Genomic DNA, 15821 nt, shown 5'->3' with positions numbered 1-15821 from the left:
CGCGGTCTCGGGCGCACTCAGTTATCTAGTCGAGATGCACTACCGGGAAGCCGGGATCGAGAAGGCGCAGCACTTGGCGGCCGGCGATGTCTGCTTCGCAGAAGCCGGCGACGAGCACGTCGCCCATCCCCTGGGCGAGGCCCGCATCCTGGTGATCGAGAAGCCGGACGGCCTGTAAGCCCACGCCGCCTGGGAGGCCGGGCCTTCAGAGCGGCTTGCCCTTGCTGATCGGGACGTTGCAGACCAGCAAGCGCCTGACCTCGCCGTCCTTGCCAAGGGGCAGGATCAGGCGGTGCCAGTGGCTCACCGTGATCGCCGGCGGTGCTTCGTGCACGCTGTAGATCGGGCGCTTCAGCCGGCCCACGGCCATGTAGCAGGCCGCGAAGAAGACCTGGACGGCCGAGGTCGTCGGAATGTCCCAGATGCTCTTGCCGGTCATGTCGAAGCCGGAGACCTTGGCGATCTTGCTGCCGTAGAGGGCGTAGCGAAAGTCGTCCTCGGCCTCGCCGAAATCGATCAGCATGAGGTAGCCCAGAGCGGACAGCAGCCGGTCCGGCTCGACCTTGATCACGTCCGGGATCCCGTCGCGACGCGGCAGATCCTGCCAGTACCGAAGCACCGCCTTCAGTTCGTCCGCCGCGAGGTCCTGTTCCGAAGGCTCCAGGACCAGCTCCAGCCCCTTGATCTCGAGGCCCGGGAAAGCCGCCAGGCGCTGCCCCTCGCCGCGCTCGGTCAGGTACGCCACGACCTTGCCGGCGAGGTCGCTCGCGGTCGGAACCGGTGTTCGCGCTCTGTCGCGATCTTCGCTGCCGGACGTGGTCGCAGTCGGGTTCAATTGGCAAGGCTCCCTTGCTTGCACGCCAGCTTAGAACACACCAAACCTTTGGGGTACAGCATATTCAACCGGGAACTGCGCAGATCCTGGGCACTTCTAAAGTTATGGACTAAGATCTAGGACTACAGGCTCTGCTTGCCCGACGCTTAGGGGTTTCGGCATGACCGGCCCCGCTCGGCTCGGACCGGGAGATGACCGGGCGGCCGCCCTCGATAAAGGCGCGAGTCGCCGGGAGCCGGATCTTCAGCGCCGCATGCTTCCCGGGCGGAAACGGAACAGGCGGTCGGGGACATCCAGCACGGCCTTGACCCCCTTGCCCAGGCTGCCGCCGATCTTCAGGACCTCGTCGATGCGGCGCGCCAGGAAGGCCCAGGTCTCAGCGGAGCCCTCGGATTCGTCGTTCAGCCAGAACAGCAGGGTCGAGCTGTAGACCCCGGAGAGCAGCAGCCGCTTGGTGTAGAAGTTGTAGTCCGTCGAGGTGTCGCCCGCGGCGTACCACATGGCGTCGACCGTTCGATAGAGGCACTTCAGCGCCAAGGGGCCGTTCTGCGGCAGGGCGAGGAATGCCACGGCGCGCCGGACCGCCTCGCGATGCGGGGCATTCTGCTCCAGACGCAGGCGGACCACCGCGGCGATCCGATCCCGAACCCGCATCCCCGGCAGGTCCAGGGGCGGCAGCGCGTCCAGCATCTGCCGGTCGGCCTCGGCGCTGTGGAACGCGATCAACTCGGCCGCGCCGCCGGGAAAGGCGTTGACCGCCGTGGCCGCGTCGAGGCCCAGGTCGGCCGCCGCCCGCTGCAGCGCGGTCACGGACCAGCCGTCGAAGGGCACGTGGTCCAGGGTGGCGTCCAGGAGCCGGCGCCGGGTCGTCTCGATATCCAAGGACTTTCTCCTTCCCGCGCTCAGTCCGCAGCTTCGGCACCGCCCAGGTGACGCAGCTCGGAGGCGAAGACCAGTTTCTTCAAGTCGAGCATGCGCTGCGGGTAGAGGATCCCGTCCAGGTGGTCGCACTCGTGTTGGACCACCCGAGCGTGGAAACCTCTGGCCTCGCGCTCGATCGTTCGGCCGTCCGGGTCCAGGCCGCGGTAGCGGATCGCGGTGTAGCGCGGCACCTCGCCGGCCAGCTCGGGCACCGAGAGGCAGGCCTCCCAGCCGAGGGCCTTGTCCTCGCCCAGGGGCTCGATCTCGGGATTGATCAGCACGGTCATCGGCACCGTGCCGTCCCCGCCCCCGTCCGCACTGGGCCCGTCCGCCCCTGGTCCGCTCGCTTCGGGCCCGTCCTCGCGGCTGGCGCGCGCGCCCTCCACCTTGAAGACCACCAGGCGCAACGGGACATGGACCTGGGGCGCGGCCAGGCCGGTGCCCGGCGCGTCCTCCATGGTCTCGATCATGTCCGCGACCAGCCGGCGGATGGCGGGCGCCCCGGGATCGTCGACCGGTGCGGCCGGGCGGCTGAGCACGGGATGCCCCATGCGGGCGATCTTGAGAATGGCCATGGGCTCAATATGAGTAGCCGGGGGGCCAAGGTAAAGCCGCCGCGGCGTCCGAAAACCGCCGAAGATTCGCCTTCCCAAGCCCCGGCGGCTGTGCTACCACACCGGCCCCGGCGTGGTCCGGCCGCCGCGGACGTTGTTTTGCGTCTGCATGCCGGGGCGACCAGCCGCCAGCCCGGCAATGTTCGCTTAACCCTAGGTCCAGAAGGAGACTTGAAGGGCCGTGCACGTACATGTTCGCGACAACAACGTCGACCAAGCCCTGCGCGCGCTGAAGAAGAAGATGCAGCGCGAGGGCATCTTCCGTGAGATGAAGCTGCGTCGCTCCTACGAGAAGCCCTCCGAGCGCCGCAAGCGCGAGCAGGCCGAGGCGGTGCGCCGCTACCGCAAGCTGCTGCGCAAGCGCATGGAGCGCGAAGGCTTCTAGCGCGCTGACGCGATAGGAGCGCCCTGCCGGGCATCCCTTGTCATGAATAGCTATGGATTGGATCCTGCCGCCCGTATTGTGCGGGCGGCTATTGGTGTGCGTGATCCTGAGGCTTCGCGGAGGCTCCGGTCAAATCCGCTTCCTGGATAGCGGGCGGTGGCGCCGCGTCAGGGACGCCCCGGAGCGGTGATCGGACCCGAAAGCCCTAGGACGGGAGCCGCCGGCACCGATCGCAACAGCCATGGGCCTCCTGCCTCCCCGGGGAGCATGACATAGTCCGACTGCGTCCTGCACGATGGTGTCCGGTGATCACCGCCCCCGATTTTGTCTCTTCTTTTTGAGCTCTTCTATTTTCTCCTCGGCCATCTTGGCCTTTCGGGCCCTAATTTCCGGGTCCTTCGAACCGAACCTCTCCTGAAGCCACAGGTAGTTCTCATCGAGGTAGTCGAGCGCCTTGCGGTCGAAGTCCCTGCCCGCCTTCGCCTTGGACTTGGCTGCTGAATCCATCCCGTCGGATAACTTGGCCTTGCCCGCGCCCTTCGCGGCATCGCCGGCTGCCGCCTCGACCTCCCAGATGATCCGCGGTGGTGCCGGTTCGCTCGCGCCGTTCGAGTTCGTGCCGCTATCCTCCTTGAAGATCCAATACGGCAGGCCGCCGTCTTCCTCGGCGTACAAGGCGTCCTTGCGGCCCAGGATCCCGGCGAGCTTCTCGCTGATCTGGATGCGCTCGATCATCGAAAGACCCTCGCCGAGCTGGACGAAGCCCGAAGGCTTGGAAGCGGTCTTGTCGCTCTGCCGTGGCGCGGCCTGGGATTCCCGCGGGGGGCCGAACTGCTGCTGGAAGCTCAGCGCGGTCACGAGCTCGATCAGGGGCCCGTAGGTCAGATCAAAGAGGAACCGCGCCGTACCCTCTTCGGGACTGAGAAAAAGCGAATAGCCCTGAAAGGCGGCCGTCGCCCGGACCAGGTTCGTAAAGCCCGGCGGAGCGCGGTCGGCTTCGCGGCCCAGGAAGTAGGGTCCGGAGTCGCGGGTTTCCTCCCCGTCGGCCTCGCCGGCGCCGCCTTGACTGCCGCCGCCTTCGCTGCCGCCGCCCTCGCTCGCCAAAGCGACCTGCCCGGCGAGGCCGACGGCCAAGGCCGCAGCGGCCGCCAGGCCGCGCAAGACGATCGCGGGCTTTGCCGGAGCGTTCATCTTCCCTTCCTCCTTCGAGCGACCCGCGCCGCGCCGCATCGCCATTCAGCTGGCCGGCTCGACCTGCGGCGGCATCGAGAACAGGCCGATCAGGTCGAGCCTCTCGTAGGCCCGCGGCTTGTAGAAGACCTTCACCCACAAGGGCTCTTCCCTGGACAGGTCGAAGCGGCCGGCGATGAGGCCGACCGCCCAGCCTTCCGGGAAGACGATCAGCGACGAGGCCCCCGAGTAGCCGCCGCCTTGCTCGGGCTCCTCGCCGATCCGCAGGTCCAGCTCGGCCCGCGGTCCCAGGCGGTCCTGGATGAAGACGAAAAGCAGATAGTCCTGCGCACTCTGGGGGAGAGGCGCCCCGGTCGCCACGGGAAGCGCCCGGTCCAGGACCAGGGCATAGAGCTCCCGATAGCGCATCTCGATGCCGTCCAGCTCCGGCTCGATGGCCTGGCGAGGCACGACGTAGAGGGCCGAGCGCGGCTCCTGCGACAGCGTCGGCGACCAGGAGGCCGCGCTGATGTGCAGCTTTTGCTGCAAGAGGGCATAGGAGAGGTCGAAGGTTATCGAGGTCGCGCGTCCCATGGGATCTTCGAGATAGAGCCGGCCGGCCAGACGACGCTGGCCCGGCCTGCCGTCGTCCGTCTCGAAGTCGTCGATCAGGACCCTGCGGACGGCGAAGCCCCGGTAGCGGAAGCGCACCTCTGGCCTGATAACCTCGCTGCCGGAGACCGAGAGCAGACGCGTCACCTCGCCGCCGGTCTCGCCGCGCAGCCGCAGCATCACCGCGGTCATCAGGGCCGGAACCTCCGGCGGGATCTCGGCCGCCTCGGCGTAGACGTACTCGGTCTCGCCGCTCAGGATGCCGCCGGGGCTGAAGATGCCACCGTCCTTGCCGAGGCCCAGCTGGCTGACGTCCACGGCGTCCTTAAGGCATCCCGCCAAGGCGAGAAGCGGAACCGCGAGCATCAGCACGGCGGAGCGCAGGGTCTTCACGCCGACCTCCCCTCAGGCCCTGCGCGGGCCGAACCTCCCCGTCCGGCCGCCCGGACCTAAGATAATTGTCCTCATGACAGCCTGCCCAAGGCGGAAACCTGCTGTCTGCCCCCATTTGGGGGGTGCTGCGCTGCTCGGTCTTCCAAGACGGGCGGCCCAGAGGGCGAGCCCTGGCCGTCGAACCTACTGTTCCAGGGCCTTCACGATGTGCTCGCACATCTTCTTGGCATCGTCGAAGAGCATCATGGTGTTGTCGGCGTAGAACAGGCTGTTGTCGATGCCGGCGTACCCCGGGCTCAGGGAGCGCTTGACGAAGAGCACGGTCTGGGACTTGTCGACCTCGAGGATCGGCATGCCGTAGATCGGCGAGGCCGGGTCGGTCTTGGCCGACGGGTTGGTGATGTCGTTGGCGCCGATGATGAAGGATACGTCGGTCGAGGCGAAGTCGCGGTTGATCTCGTCCATCTCGAAGACCTCGTCGTAGGGCACGTTGGCCTCGGCCAGGAGGACGTTCATGTGCCCGGGCATGCGGCCGGCCACCGGGTGGATGGCGTAGCGCACCTCAACGCCTTCCTTCTTCAGCAGATCGGCCATCTCGCGCAGGGCGTGCTGGGCCTGGGCCACGGCCATGCCGTAGCCCGGGACGATCATGACCGAGCCGGCGTTCTTCATGATGAAGGCGGCGTCGTCGGCCGAGCCCGGCTTGACCGTCTTGTCGCCAAGGTCCTGCACCGCCGCCCCGCCCTCGGCGCCGAAGCCGCCGAGGATGACGTTGAAGAAGGAGCGGTTCATACCCTTGCACATGATGTAGCTGAGGATGGCGCCGGACGAGCCGACCAGGGCCCCGGTGATGATCAGCAGGTTGTTCTCGAGCGTGAAGCCGATGCCGCAGGCGGCCCAGCCCGAATAGGAGTTCAGCATCGAGATCACGACCGGCATGTCGGCGCCGCCGATCGGGATGATGATCAGGACCCCCAGCACCAGGGTCAGCAGGACGATCAGCCAGAAGGTGATGCCGAGCTGGTCAACGCAGAACCAGGCGACCAGCAGCACCGTGACCACGCCGAGGATGGCGTTCAGCGGGTGCTGGCCGGTGAAGGTGATCGGCGCGCCGCTCATGACGCCCTGCAGCTTGGCGAAGGCGATGACCGAGCCGGTGAAGGTGATCGCACCGATGGCGGCGCCGATCGACATCTCGATCAGGCTGTTGACGTGGATGTCGCCGGGGATGCCGATGCCGTAGGCCTGCGGCTGATAGAAGGCGGCCGCGGCGACCAGGACCGCAGCGAGACCGACCAGGCTGTGGAAGGCGGCGACCAGCTGCGGCAGGGCGGTCATGTTGATCCTGAGCGCGATGAAGGTGCCAATCGCGCCGCCGATCAGGATCCCGACGATAATCAGCCAGTAGCTGACCACACCGGGCAGCAGCAGGGTGGTCACGATGGCGATGACCATGCCGACCATGCCGAACATGTTGCCGGAGCGGCTGGACTCCGGATGCGACAGGCCGCGCAGCGCCAGGACGAAACAGACCGAGGCGACGAGATAGGCCAGGGCGGAGAGATCTGCGGTCATGGTCGGCTCCGCCCTATTTCTTCTTCTTGAACATGGACAGCATGCGCTGCGAGACGATGAAGCCGCCGAAGATGTTCACCGAGGCCAGCGTCACCGCCAGGAAGCCCATGATCTCGCTGAAGCCCAGGTTGGCCGGGCCGGCGGCGATCAGGGCGCCGACGATGATCACCGAAGAGATCGCGTTGGTGACCGCCATCAGCGGCGAATGCAGCGCCGGCGTCACCCGCCAGACCACGTGATAGCCGACGAAGACCGCCAGCACGAAGACGGTCAGGCCGATGACCAGGGGCGAGGGCCCGGTATATTCGGCCGCGGTGGTCATGGCCATCTGGGTGCCTTCGCTGACCAGGGCTTCGACCAAATCGCTGAGTTCCTGCGCCTTCTCGATGGCGTCCTTGCCTTTTTCCTGGAAGCTGTCGACAGACATCTCAGCCGGTCTCCCCGCTCAACTGTGGATGGACCACCTTGCCCTCGTGGGTGATGCAGGTGCCCTTGATGATCTCGTCCTCCCAATCGATCTTCAGCTCGCCGCTCTCGGCGTCGATGATCAGCTTGAGGAAGTTCAGGAGGTTCTTGGCGTAGAGCGCGCTGGCGTCGACCGCCAGGCGACCCGGCACGTTGTGATGGCCGACGATCTTGACACCGTGCTTTGTGACCACCTTGCCGGCCTGGGCCAGCGTACAGTTGCCGCCGGTCTCGACCGCCAGGTCGACGATCACCGAGCCCGGCTTCATCGACTTGACCATGGCCTCGTCGACTAGCTTGGGCGCCGGCCGCCCGGGGATCAGCGCGGTGGTGATGACGACGTCCTGCTTGGCGATGGTCTCGGCGATCAGCGCGGCCTGCTTCTTCTGATACTCCTCGCTCATCTCCTTGGCGTAGCCGCCGGCGGTCTCGGCCTGCTTGAACTCCTCGTCCTCGACCGCGACGAAGCTGGCGCCAAGGCTCTCGACCTGCTCCTTGGCCGCCGGCCGGACGTCGGTCGCCGAGACGATGGCGCCCAGGCGGCGCGCGGTGGCGATGGCTTGCAGCCCGGCGACGCCGGCGCCCATCACCAGGGCCCGGGCCGGGGCGATGGTGCCGGCCGCGGTCATCATCATCGGGAAGGCGCGGCCAAACTCCGCCGCCGCGTCCAGGACCGCCTTGTAGCCGGCCAGGTTGGCCTGGGAGGACAGCACGTCCATCGACTGGGCCCGGGTGATCCGCGGGATCATCTCCATGGCGAAGGCCGTGAGCCCCGCTTTGGCCGCCGCCTCGACCCCGGCGCTGTCGCGCAGGGGATCGTAGAGCGCGAGGACGACGGCGCCCTTGCGCATCAGGCCGATCTCGTCGCTCGCTTCGCCCTCGGCCATGGGCCGACGGACCTTGAGCACCACGTCGGCGCCGTTAAGCGCGGTCTTCGCGTCCTTGGCGATGCTGGCGCCGGCCGTCTTGTAGGCCTCGTCCGTCATTGCCGCGCCCTGCCCGGCCCCCTTCTCGACGCTGACCGTCGCGCCGAGGCCGACCAGGGCCTTGACGGTATCCGGCGAGGCCGCCACACGCGCCTCCTGCGGATGGCGTTCCTTCGGGATCGCGATTTTCATCAAACCCCCGGCTTCCCTGAATGGCCCCTTCTTTAGTTAAGAGCGCAGAATCTCCCGCCTTGCAAGCCCTTCGCCTGCAATCAACCGGTGGCTTGTCGGGAGCTTGGACGCGTCAGGCGCGATTCACCGCGACCGCTTGCCGTCGCGCGCGACACTTGGATCGGCCGGAGAGCCCGTCGAGAAACCGCTCTGCTCGGCGATAAGATCGGCCTCGCGCAGCGATGCCGCAGGCGCCTCTTCCAGAACCAGGCCTTCGATGCTGCGGCGCGGGCTGGGCCCGGCGGCGACAGCCGGATAGCCGGCCCGGAAGGCGAGGGTCGCCCGCCATCGGTCGTCGCCGAGAACCTCGGCAAGGCGGGCGCCGAAGGCCGAATCGCGCTTGAGCTGTCGATCGCGGTCGATCACCTGGACGAACTGGTTCATCGGCTGCATCGCCAGGCCCTGGGCCGTCGCCCAGAGCTGAAGGCGCTGCCAGAAGAGGCCGGCGCGCAGGGCGGTCGCCCGCTCGTAGGGATCGCGCACTGCGATAAGGCCGACCAAGGGCGCGGTGGCCAGCTGGACGTCCCGGGTCGCCGTCACCCACTGGCGATGGGTCTTCTCCGGCTCCGGCTTTGGCAGCATCTTGACCGCCGCCAGCGACAGCGGCGGCAGGCCGAAGGAATCTATGGTCGGCCCGTCGCGGTGCTCGTCGATCTCCCGCGGCGTCAGCCGGAACCAGGCGTTGCTGGCCTCGATCATCTCCCGGTCGGCGACGATCGCCTCGGTCGCGTCGACCATCAGCCGGTCGAAGACCGCGCGCCGGACCCCGTCTTCCAGCAGTACCAGGCGCAGGGTGTCGTCCTCGCGCGCCAGATCGTTGAAAGCCCAGAGCGTTTCCCTCGGCACCCCGCGATCCGGGAAATAGGGGCCGCGGTTGGTGTGGCGCTGCGAGATCACCGCATAGAGTCCGGAGATGTCGCGGCGGCTTGGCGTGAAGCGCAGACGGGCCACCACCTCGGGCGCGGGGACGCTCGGCACCTCGACCCAGGGCTCGATGAGCCGACCGGGCAGAAACTCGACCTCCGGGCGCAGACCCTGGGCGCCGGCGGCCAGGACCATGTTTTCCAGCGCGCAGCCCAGGGAGATGTGCTGCTCGCGGCGAAACGGATCCATCGGCCCGAGGTGCCGGCCAGGGTCGGCCAGCAGTTCCAGGGAGTCCGAGCCGACCCGGAACAGCCAGGGCTGGGAGTTGTGCACGCTGGCGGCGAGGACCCCGGCGCGCACCAGGGCTAGGGGGCCCTCGCTCGGCCCGCCGCCCCGCCAGGTCCGCCAGGGCTCGTAGGCCGGGCCGCGGCCGACGCTGAAGACGCCGGTGTCGTAGGCCCGCCAAGCCAGGCCGCCCGCGGCCAGCAGGAAGACGCCGCCGGCCCGCTTCAGGAAGATGCGGCGCGTGTCGGGTTCGGAGCCGGCCTCGGGCGGCCGAAACTCCGGGGTTGCTCGCTCTTGCGTCATGCCTCCCACCTGTCAGGACCCGGGTCCGTGATGGTGCCGATGTTTACCAAGAAGTGGTTACGGAAGGCTGAGCCGGTCGCCAGCCGCGCCGGACCGGGTCAGATCCATTTCAGCCGCTTGAATATCCAGTATTCCAGCAGCGCCACCAGCAGCAGCAGGCCGCAGAGCACCAGGAAGCCCTGCGGCTCCCCGGTGCCCGGGATGCCGCCGACGTTGACCCCCAGGAGGCCGGTGATGAAGCCCAGGGGCAGAAAGATGCTGGCGACGATGGTCAGCAAATACATGTTCCGGTTCATCTGCTCGGACAGCCGGTTGGTCAGCTCGTCCTGCATCACCTGAGCCCGTTCGCGCAGGGCCTCCAGTTCCTCGACGTAGCGGACGACCCGCTCGCCGATCTCGCGCAGGCGGATCAGGTCGTGGGCCTCGAACCAGGGCAGGCGCAGGTCGATCAGCTTGGTCAGTGCCGCCCGCTGGGGCGCGATGTAGCGCTTGAGGGAGATCAGCCGGCGCCGGATCCGCTGCAGCCTGGCCCGGTGGTCGCTGCCGGCCGGCCTGAGCCCAGCGACCTCCAGGGCATCGACCTCCCGGTCGAGGTCGTCCAGCACCGGGTCCATGCGCTCGACCAGGGCCTTGGCCAGGTCGCAGATCAGGTCGCTGGCCGAGCCGGGCCCGCGGCCGGCGGCGATGGCGTCCTCCAGGCTCTGGATCGCGATCAGCTTGCGGTTGCGCGAGGAGACGATGCGCCGCGGCTCGATCCACAGCCGGATCGAGACCATGTCCGAGGGATCGGCGCCGGGGTTGGTGTTGACCCCGCGCAGGATCAGCAGCACGCCCTCGCCGATCAGGTCGCAGTGCGGCCGGGTCTCCTCGGCCAGCAGGGCCTCCTGGACCACCGGGTCGAGGCCGCTCTTCTCGGCCAGCCAGCGCTTCGCCCCCTCGGCCCGGCGGCTGAGGTGGACCCACTGCAGGCCGGCAGCTACGGGGCCGCGCTCTGCGGCCGCCCAGGCCTCGACCTCCGGCCAGTCCAGGGACCGCCCACCGCCCTCGCCGTCCAGGGCATAGGCACAGACCAGTCCGTTGTCGCCGTCGGGCAAGGCAGGCCGCTCCAGGGATGCTCGGGATCAGCCCTATCCTGGAGGGCTTTGGTTTCAGGGCGATTAACGGCGCCCGCTGCGCTTTTTTTGCCGAAGCTAAGGGCCTCAGCCGATCTGAGAGAGGATCGTGTCGTCGGTGATCTTGTCGTCTTCGGCCAGGAGGAAGGCCTTGGACAGGATGAGCGAGAGCGTTGCATCACCTTCGAAGGGCAGGCGGATCTTCTGCTTGTCCGCCGCCTTGTCCCAGCCCTTGACGATGCAGAGGTACTGATTGTTGGGCTCCATCAGGATGTTGCCGGATCCCAGGTGGATCTTGTAGCCGCGCCTGCTGCCGCGCACCCGCAGGTACTTCTCCTCGAGCGCGCAGCGGTCGGCGATCTTCAGGCTCGGCACCAGCACTTCCAAGACTGCGCGACGGGTCTTCGCCGTCTCGGTCAGGTCGCCGAAGCTGTATTCCCACCAATAGTCGCGGTGGCGCCCCTCCGGCCCGCCGTCTTGCCAGTTCGGATCGCTGGCGACGCTGGCGACCCCGACGAAGAGATCCACGTCGCGCAGCACCTCGGAGAACACGAGCGGCGGCACGTCCTGCAGGCGCAGAACTTGGCCGTGCTCGTCATGAAACCGGACTTGGTCGGTGCTGACATAGAGGTAGACGCCGGAGTCCGTGTAACTGTCGTGGTCGACCGGATCGAGCCAGAACTCGGCCTGGAGGCCGCAGTGGGGGAGGAGGCGCGTCGGCACGCTCTCGGGCTGGTCCCAGAGACCACGCAGGCCATAGCTCCAAGCACGAGCTTGGAAGAGCGCGTTGAGCTGATGCTGCTTGAGGATGTGGGCAGCGAAACGGTTGGAGTAGGTGTCGGTCGCCCGCTCGGCGTCGGTAAGGATGTAGATCTCGCGGTGAGCCTGCTTGAAGGGCTGGGTGATCTCGAGATCCGCGAGCCGGTCCCGCCAGGCGAGCACCTCTTCCGCATCTGTCCCCAGGGGATGCCAGAGCGACACCTCGGCGGAGTCGCCGGGCCAGTCGCACGCCCGGCCGTCCGCTGCAACCAGCCCTTTCTCGACCGGGATCGCATCCACGACATCGTCGCCCTCGACGAAGCGCCAGATCAGCCTGCGGCTGAGGTTCGCGAGCAGTGGATGGTCGAGGTAGCGCGCGCGCCAGGCTGCCAAGGGCCAACGCCGGTCCTGCAGATAGAGGCTTTCCAGTCGCCAGCGTTGGCCGGAAAGCAGCCCCTTGATCTCCTTCACGCGGCTTCGGAGGTCCTTGAGCGCCTCGGCGTCCTCGGCCTTGACCGCCGCCGGGACCGACTTGCGCGGCTCGCCGTCTGGGCCCGTCCAGCTCAGGATCACATCTTCAGAGCTAGCGATGCGGAGCTCGGCCGTGCAGTCGCCGAGCGTCTCGCGCAGGCAGCCCTCGGGATCCAGACCGAAGTCCGGCAGCGCCATTTCCTCCAGGTCCTGCACCGAGAGCCCGGCCTGCTCGGCTGCGGCCTCTATAGCCTTGTCGAGCTGCTTACGGCCCTGATTGAACTTGATCCGGCTGCGCAGGCGCACCAGCTCTGCCGCCGCCCGCTCGCCCGTCATGGCGCCCAGAGCGTAGATGCAGGCGTTGCCGAGCTTGATGTTGGCTGGACCGACCCCGGACAGCTTCTTGTAGCAAGCCTCGCAGAAGCGGCCGATGAGCGGCGCCAGGCTGTCATCGTCGAGGGTGGATCCGAACCAAATCAGGCCTTTGATGAAATTGGTGCTGGGCGCCGGATTCTCCGGTCCGGGCCGAAACTCCTCGAGCCAAGCGGCAAGCCGCTCGGAAATGGCTTCCGCCCCGATGGCCTCGACATAGCCGCCCGCTGCCTTCAGCCATTTGGCACTCGGCTTTGCCTTGGTGTCCGCCTCCCGCGCGTGCCCGACCAAGCCGTTCCAGGCATCTCGCTCTGGCTGTCCGAGGCCGGTGATCCAGCCGACCACGCCGACGCCGAAGGGCGTGTTGTCCAGCACCAACTTTTGCCCCGCTTCGGCGAGCTGCCGGTCGACCCGTTGCAAAAGGCTCTCGTCTAGGAACTTGCTGGTCTCGCTGGTGCGCAAGTCTTCTAGAGCTGCGCGCAGCTCGGGCTCCAAGCCTCTTCTCTCGGCGAAGGTCTCGACGGCCTTGAGGATGCCAGCCTCCGGCCAATACCAGGGATGACCGTCGCTGGACGATGCCCAGGCTCGCAGAAGGCTGACGAGGTCAGACTGATCGAAAGGTAGTCGCTTGCGCAGCATACGCGACAGGAGCCAGCCGAGCCGCTCGTGCCTCTTGTTGAGCGGCAAGCCCTCTCTGCTGTAGCGCGCGTTCCACTCCTGGGGGCCGCGGCTCTGCAGCTTCCGGAGGCGATCGGAGATCTCCTGCATCTGGGCAATGGCCTCGTGCACGATCGCGATGCGCAGCGACGGCTCAGCCTCCAGGATCTTCTGACCGGCCTCCAAGTTCTGGATCTTGAGATCGGTGGAGGACCACACCCGATCCTGCGCCATGGCCTCCTCGAGATAGGCCGAAACGAGGCGCGCCGCTTCGCTGTCGCCGGGCTCGGCTCGGCGCGCGGCGGACTTGGCGCCGGAGCCTCCGAAGAGCTTGCTGAACATCATCCTGGTCGCCTCCTGGGCTGGTGACTCCTAGCGGCCGATCTGTGAGAGGATCGTGCGGTCGGTGATCTTGTCGTCTTCGGCCAGCAGGAAGGCTTTAGAGAGGATGAGCGAGAGCATGGCGTCGCCCTCGAAGGGCAGCCGAATCCTCTGGCCTGAGGTCCCGGTGTCCCAGCCCCTGACCCCCCTGACGATGCAGAGATATTGATCATTGGGCGCCATCAGGACGTTGCCGGAACCGAGGTGGATCTTGTAGCTGCGCCGCCGGCCGCGGACCTTGAGGTAGCGGTCTTCCAGGTCGCAGCGATCGGCGATCTTGAGTCTCGGCACCACGGCGGCCAGCACATCGCACCGGGTCCGAGCCGTCTCCGACAGCTCGCCGAAGCTGTAGCTTCGCCAATAGGCCATATGGTGGCCCTGGACGCCGCCATCCGCCCAGGTGGGGTCGTTGCCCAGGCTGCAAACCCCGACGAAGAGGTCGACGTCGCGCATCAGCTCTGAGAAGACCAGGGGCGGAATTTGGGCGAGCGCGACCGGCGTCCCGCCGGGATCGACGAAACGCACCTGATCGCTGGAGAGGTAGAGATAGACGCCGGCCTCGGTGGCGTCGTCGTGGCAAGGCTCGACCCAGAACTGAGCCGAAAGGCCGTGCCGCTCCAGGGGTCGGTCGGGCACGTTGTAGGAATCCCACTGCCCCTGGAAGTCGTAGCGCCAGCCGCGCTGCTGGCAGAGCGCGCGGAACTGGTGCTGCTTGAGGATGTGGGCGGCGAAGCGGTTGGAGTAGACCTCGGTCTGCCGTTCCGCCTCGGTCAACACGTAGATCTCGCGGTGGCCCTGCTTGAAGGGCTGGGTGATCTCCAGATCCGCCAGCCGGCGCCGCCAGGCCAGGACCCGCTCGGCCGGCTCGTCGATCGGGTGCCAGAGCGAGACCCGGGTCTCGTCGTCCAGCCAGTCGAGCGGCGCGCCGGTGTGATCGGTGATCCGGTTCCCCTCGGCCAAGCCGCCGGCATTGTCTTCGCCGCCGTCGAAGCGCCAGATGAGGCGCCGGCTGAGGCCGGACAGCAAGGGATGGTCCAGGTAGAGCTTTCGCCACTCGGCCAGGGGCCAGCGGCGCTCGGCCAGGAACAGCCGCTCGAGACGGCCGCTCTGGCCGCTCATGACGTCCTTGATCTCCTTGACCCGACGCTTGATCGCCTTGAGCCCGTCCGGATGGTCACGCTTGACCGCCGCCGGCACCGTCTTGCGCTCCTTGCCGTCCGGACCGCGCCAGGTCAGCGCGACCATTTCGGCGCCGGCAATACGGATCACCGCCTGGAAGTCGCCCAGCGGCTCGACACGGCAGCCCGCGACGTCGAGCCCGAAGTCCGGCACCGCCATCTCCTCGAGCTCTTCGGGCGTCTTGCCGGCGCGCGCCGCCGCGTCTTGCAGCACCTTCTCGACCTGCTTGCGCGCGCTGGGGTAGCGCAGCTTGCCCTTGAGCCGCGAGAGCTCCGCGACACCGCCGCCCGCGGGCAGCGCGCCCAGCGCGAAAAGCGCGGCGTTGCCGAGCAGGACCGATCGGGCGCCGTGTTCGGGCACCTTCTTGAAGCAGCGCTCGGTGAAGCCGCCGAGCAAGGGCGCCGCGGTCTCGGCCTCGAGGCCGGCGGCGATCCAGATCAATCCCCTGATCAGCTCGGCGTTGGGATCGGGATTCTCGGGTTCGAGCGCCAGGCCGGCAAGCCAGCCCTCGAGCCGCTGCGCGAAGACCTCTGCACCGACCGCGCCCATCAGGGCTGCCGCCTCGGCGTCCCAGTTCCTGGGCGGCCGGTTGCGTCCCCGGGCGGTGGCGGCATGGGCCAGGAGAGCGGTCCAGGCCGCCTTGGGCCCAGGCTCCAGGGCCGAGAGCCAGGAGCCGACCTCCGTCCCCCAGGGACTCTTGCGCAGGAAGGACGCGGCGTCGGGCTCCTCGAGGAGTCGCGCGACCTTCTCGGCCAGCTCCGGCAGCTCAGGCACGCCTTGGACGATGCGCCGAAAGGCCGAGGACTCGGCCCTCTGCCTCAGATGCAGGAGCGCGGCCCGCAGGGAGTCGTCGAGACCCTGCGCGCGGACGTGGAGTTCCACCGCCCGCAGCAGGCCGCCGGTCGGCAACCAGTGGTCCTGCGCCGTCTTGCCGGCGAGCGCGCGGATCATGGCCTCCAGGTCGTCCGAGCGGTAGGGCAAGCGCCTACGGAGGAGCCGCGACGCGAGGTTCTTCAGCGCCTGAAGCCTTAGACCGTGTCTTCGCGACGTGCCCAGAGCGGCGCTGGTGCGCAGCCCGGCGCAGAGCGCGTCGAAGGTGGCGCGCAGGGCGAGGACCTGGTCGCCCGGCGCGGCTTCGAGCAGCGCCCGGCCCGTCTCGAGTTCCTCGATCTTCGGAGGCTCATATCTGCTCGGCGCCGCCGCGGCCGCCTCGTCGAGGTAGGCGCGGACCGTCGGTGCCATGGCGGCAACCGGATCCGCCGCCACGGGCGCGCCCGTGACCCGCCGGAACACGCGGCCGAGATCCATCGG

General features: G+C 67.9%; 14 protein-coding genes. 2 read left to right on the top strand and 12 right to left on the bottom strand.

All coding sequences use genetic code 11. The features are described from left to right. The first annotated feature begins 34 nt into the window (after positions 1 to 34). On the top strand, positions 35 to 178 hold the full coding sequence (locus QNJ30_03190; GenBank protein ID MDJ0942439.1) for a hypothetical protein: 144 nt from the start codon (positions 35 to 37) through the stop codon (positions 176 to 178). Between the two features lie 27 nt (positions 179 to 205). On the opposite strand, the gene QNJ30_03185 is transcribed toward QNJ30_03190, so the two are convergent. The 3 genes from QNJ30_03185 to QNJ30_03175 all read right to left on the bottom strand — a co-directional run bounded on the left by QNJ30_03185 (position 206) and on the right by QNJ30_03175 (position 2331). Further along, on the bottom strand, positions 206 to 835 hold the full coding sequence (locus QNJ30_03185) for a PAS domain-containing protein (protein MDJ0942438.1): 630 nt from the start codon (positions 833 to 835) through the stop codon (positions 206 to 208). A gap of 243 nt (positions 836 to 1078) precedes the next feature. Further along, complete coding sequence (locus tag QNJ30_03180; GenBank protein ID MDJ0942437.1) at positions 1079 to 1717, bottom strand: COQ9 family protein; 639 nt, start codon at positions 1715 to 1717, stop codon at positions 1079 to 1081. Between the two features lie 20 nt (positions 1718 to 1737). Continuing rightward, positions 1738 to 2331, bottom strand: a complete 594-nt coding sequence (locus QNJ30_03175) for a peptide deformylase (protein MDJ0942436.1) — start codon at positions 2329 to 2331, stop codon at positions 1738 to 1740. A gap of 220 nt (positions 2332 to 2551) precedes the next feature. Here QNJ30_03175 and rpsU point away from each other — a divergent pair, with 220 nt between their 5' ends. Then, positions 2552 to 2755 (top strand): 30S ribosomal protein S21, encoded by a 204-nt coding sequence (rpsU, locus tag QNJ30_03170; protein MDJ0942435.1) that lies wholly within the window; start codon positions 2552 to 2554, stop codon positions 2753 to 2755. A gap of 309 nt (positions 2756 to 3064) precedes the next feature. Here the strand turns inward: rpsU and QNJ30_03165 are convergent, their stop codons facing one another. From QNJ30_03165 to QNJ30_03125, 9 genes are all read right to left on the bottom strand, one after another. Next, positions 3065 to 3946, bottom strand: coding sequence for a hypothetical protein (locus QNJ30_03165; GenBank protein ID MDJ0942434.1), 882 nt, complete (start codon positions 3944 to 3946; stop codon positions 3065 to 3067). Positions 3947 to 3991: 45 nt separating this feature from the next. After that, on the bottom strand, positions 3992 to 4930 hold the full coding sequence (locus QNJ30_03160) for a hypothetical protein (protein ID MDJ0942433.1): 939 nt from the start codon (positions 4928 to 4930) through the stop codon (positions 3992 to 3994). Between the two features lie 183 nt (positions 4931 to 5113). Then, positions 5114 to 6505, bottom strand: coding sequence for an NAD(P)(+) transhydrogenase (Re/Si-specific) subunit beta (locus tag QNJ30_03155; protein ID MDJ0942432.1), 1392 nt, complete (start codon positions 6503 to 6505; stop codon positions 5114 to 5116). 13 nt (positions 6506 to 6518) lie between these two features. After that, positions 6519 to 6932, bottom strand: coding sequence for an NAD(P) transhydrogenase subunit alpha (locus tag QNJ30_03150; protein ID MDJ0942431.1), 414 nt, complete (start codon positions 6930 to 6932; stop codon positions 6519 to 6521). Position 6933: 1 nt separating this feature from the next. Beyond that, positions 6934 to 8088, bottom strand: a complete 1155-nt coding sequence (locus QNJ30_03145; protein MDJ0942430.1) for a Re/Si-specific NAD(P)(+) transhydrogenase subunit alpha — start codon at positions 8086 to 8088, stop codon at positions 6934 to 6936. 123 nt (positions 8089 to 8211) lie between these two features. Continuing rightward, positions 8212 to 9579: a hypothetical protein gene (locus QNJ30_03140; GenBank protein ID MDJ0942429.1), complete on the bottom strand. Its 1368-nt coding sequence runs from the start codon at positions 9577 to 9579 to the stop codon at positions 8212 to 8214. 98 nt (positions 9580 to 9677) lie between these two features. Continuing rightward, on the bottom strand, positions 9678 to 10673 hold the full coding sequence (locus tag QNJ30_03135; protein MDJ0942428.1) for a zinc transporter ZntB: 996 nt from the start codon (positions 10671 to 10673) through the stop codon (positions 9678 to 9680). Between the two features lie 105 nt (positions 10674 to 10778). Next, positions 10779 to 13295: a DUF4132 domain-containing protein gene (locus QNJ30_03130; GenBank protein MDJ0942427.1), complete on the bottom strand. Its 2517-nt coding sequence runs from the start codon at positions 13293 to 13295 to the stop codon at positions 10779 to 10781. Between the two features lie 27 nt (positions 13296 to 13322). Beyond that, on the bottom strand, positions 13323 to 15818 hold the full coding sequence (locus tag QNJ30_03125; GenBank protein MDJ0942426.1) for a DUF4132 domain-containing protein: 2496 nt from the start codon (positions 15816 to 15818) through the stop codon (positions 13323 to 13325). Positions 15819 to 15821 lie beyond the last annotated feature (3 nt).

The organism is Kiloniellales bacterium, from assembly GCA_030066685.1.
GTDB lineage: Bacteria > Pseudomonadota > Alphaproteobacteria > Kiloniellales > JAKSBE01 > JAKSBE01.
This window is presented reverse-complemented; position numbering and strand designations above follow the sequence as displayed.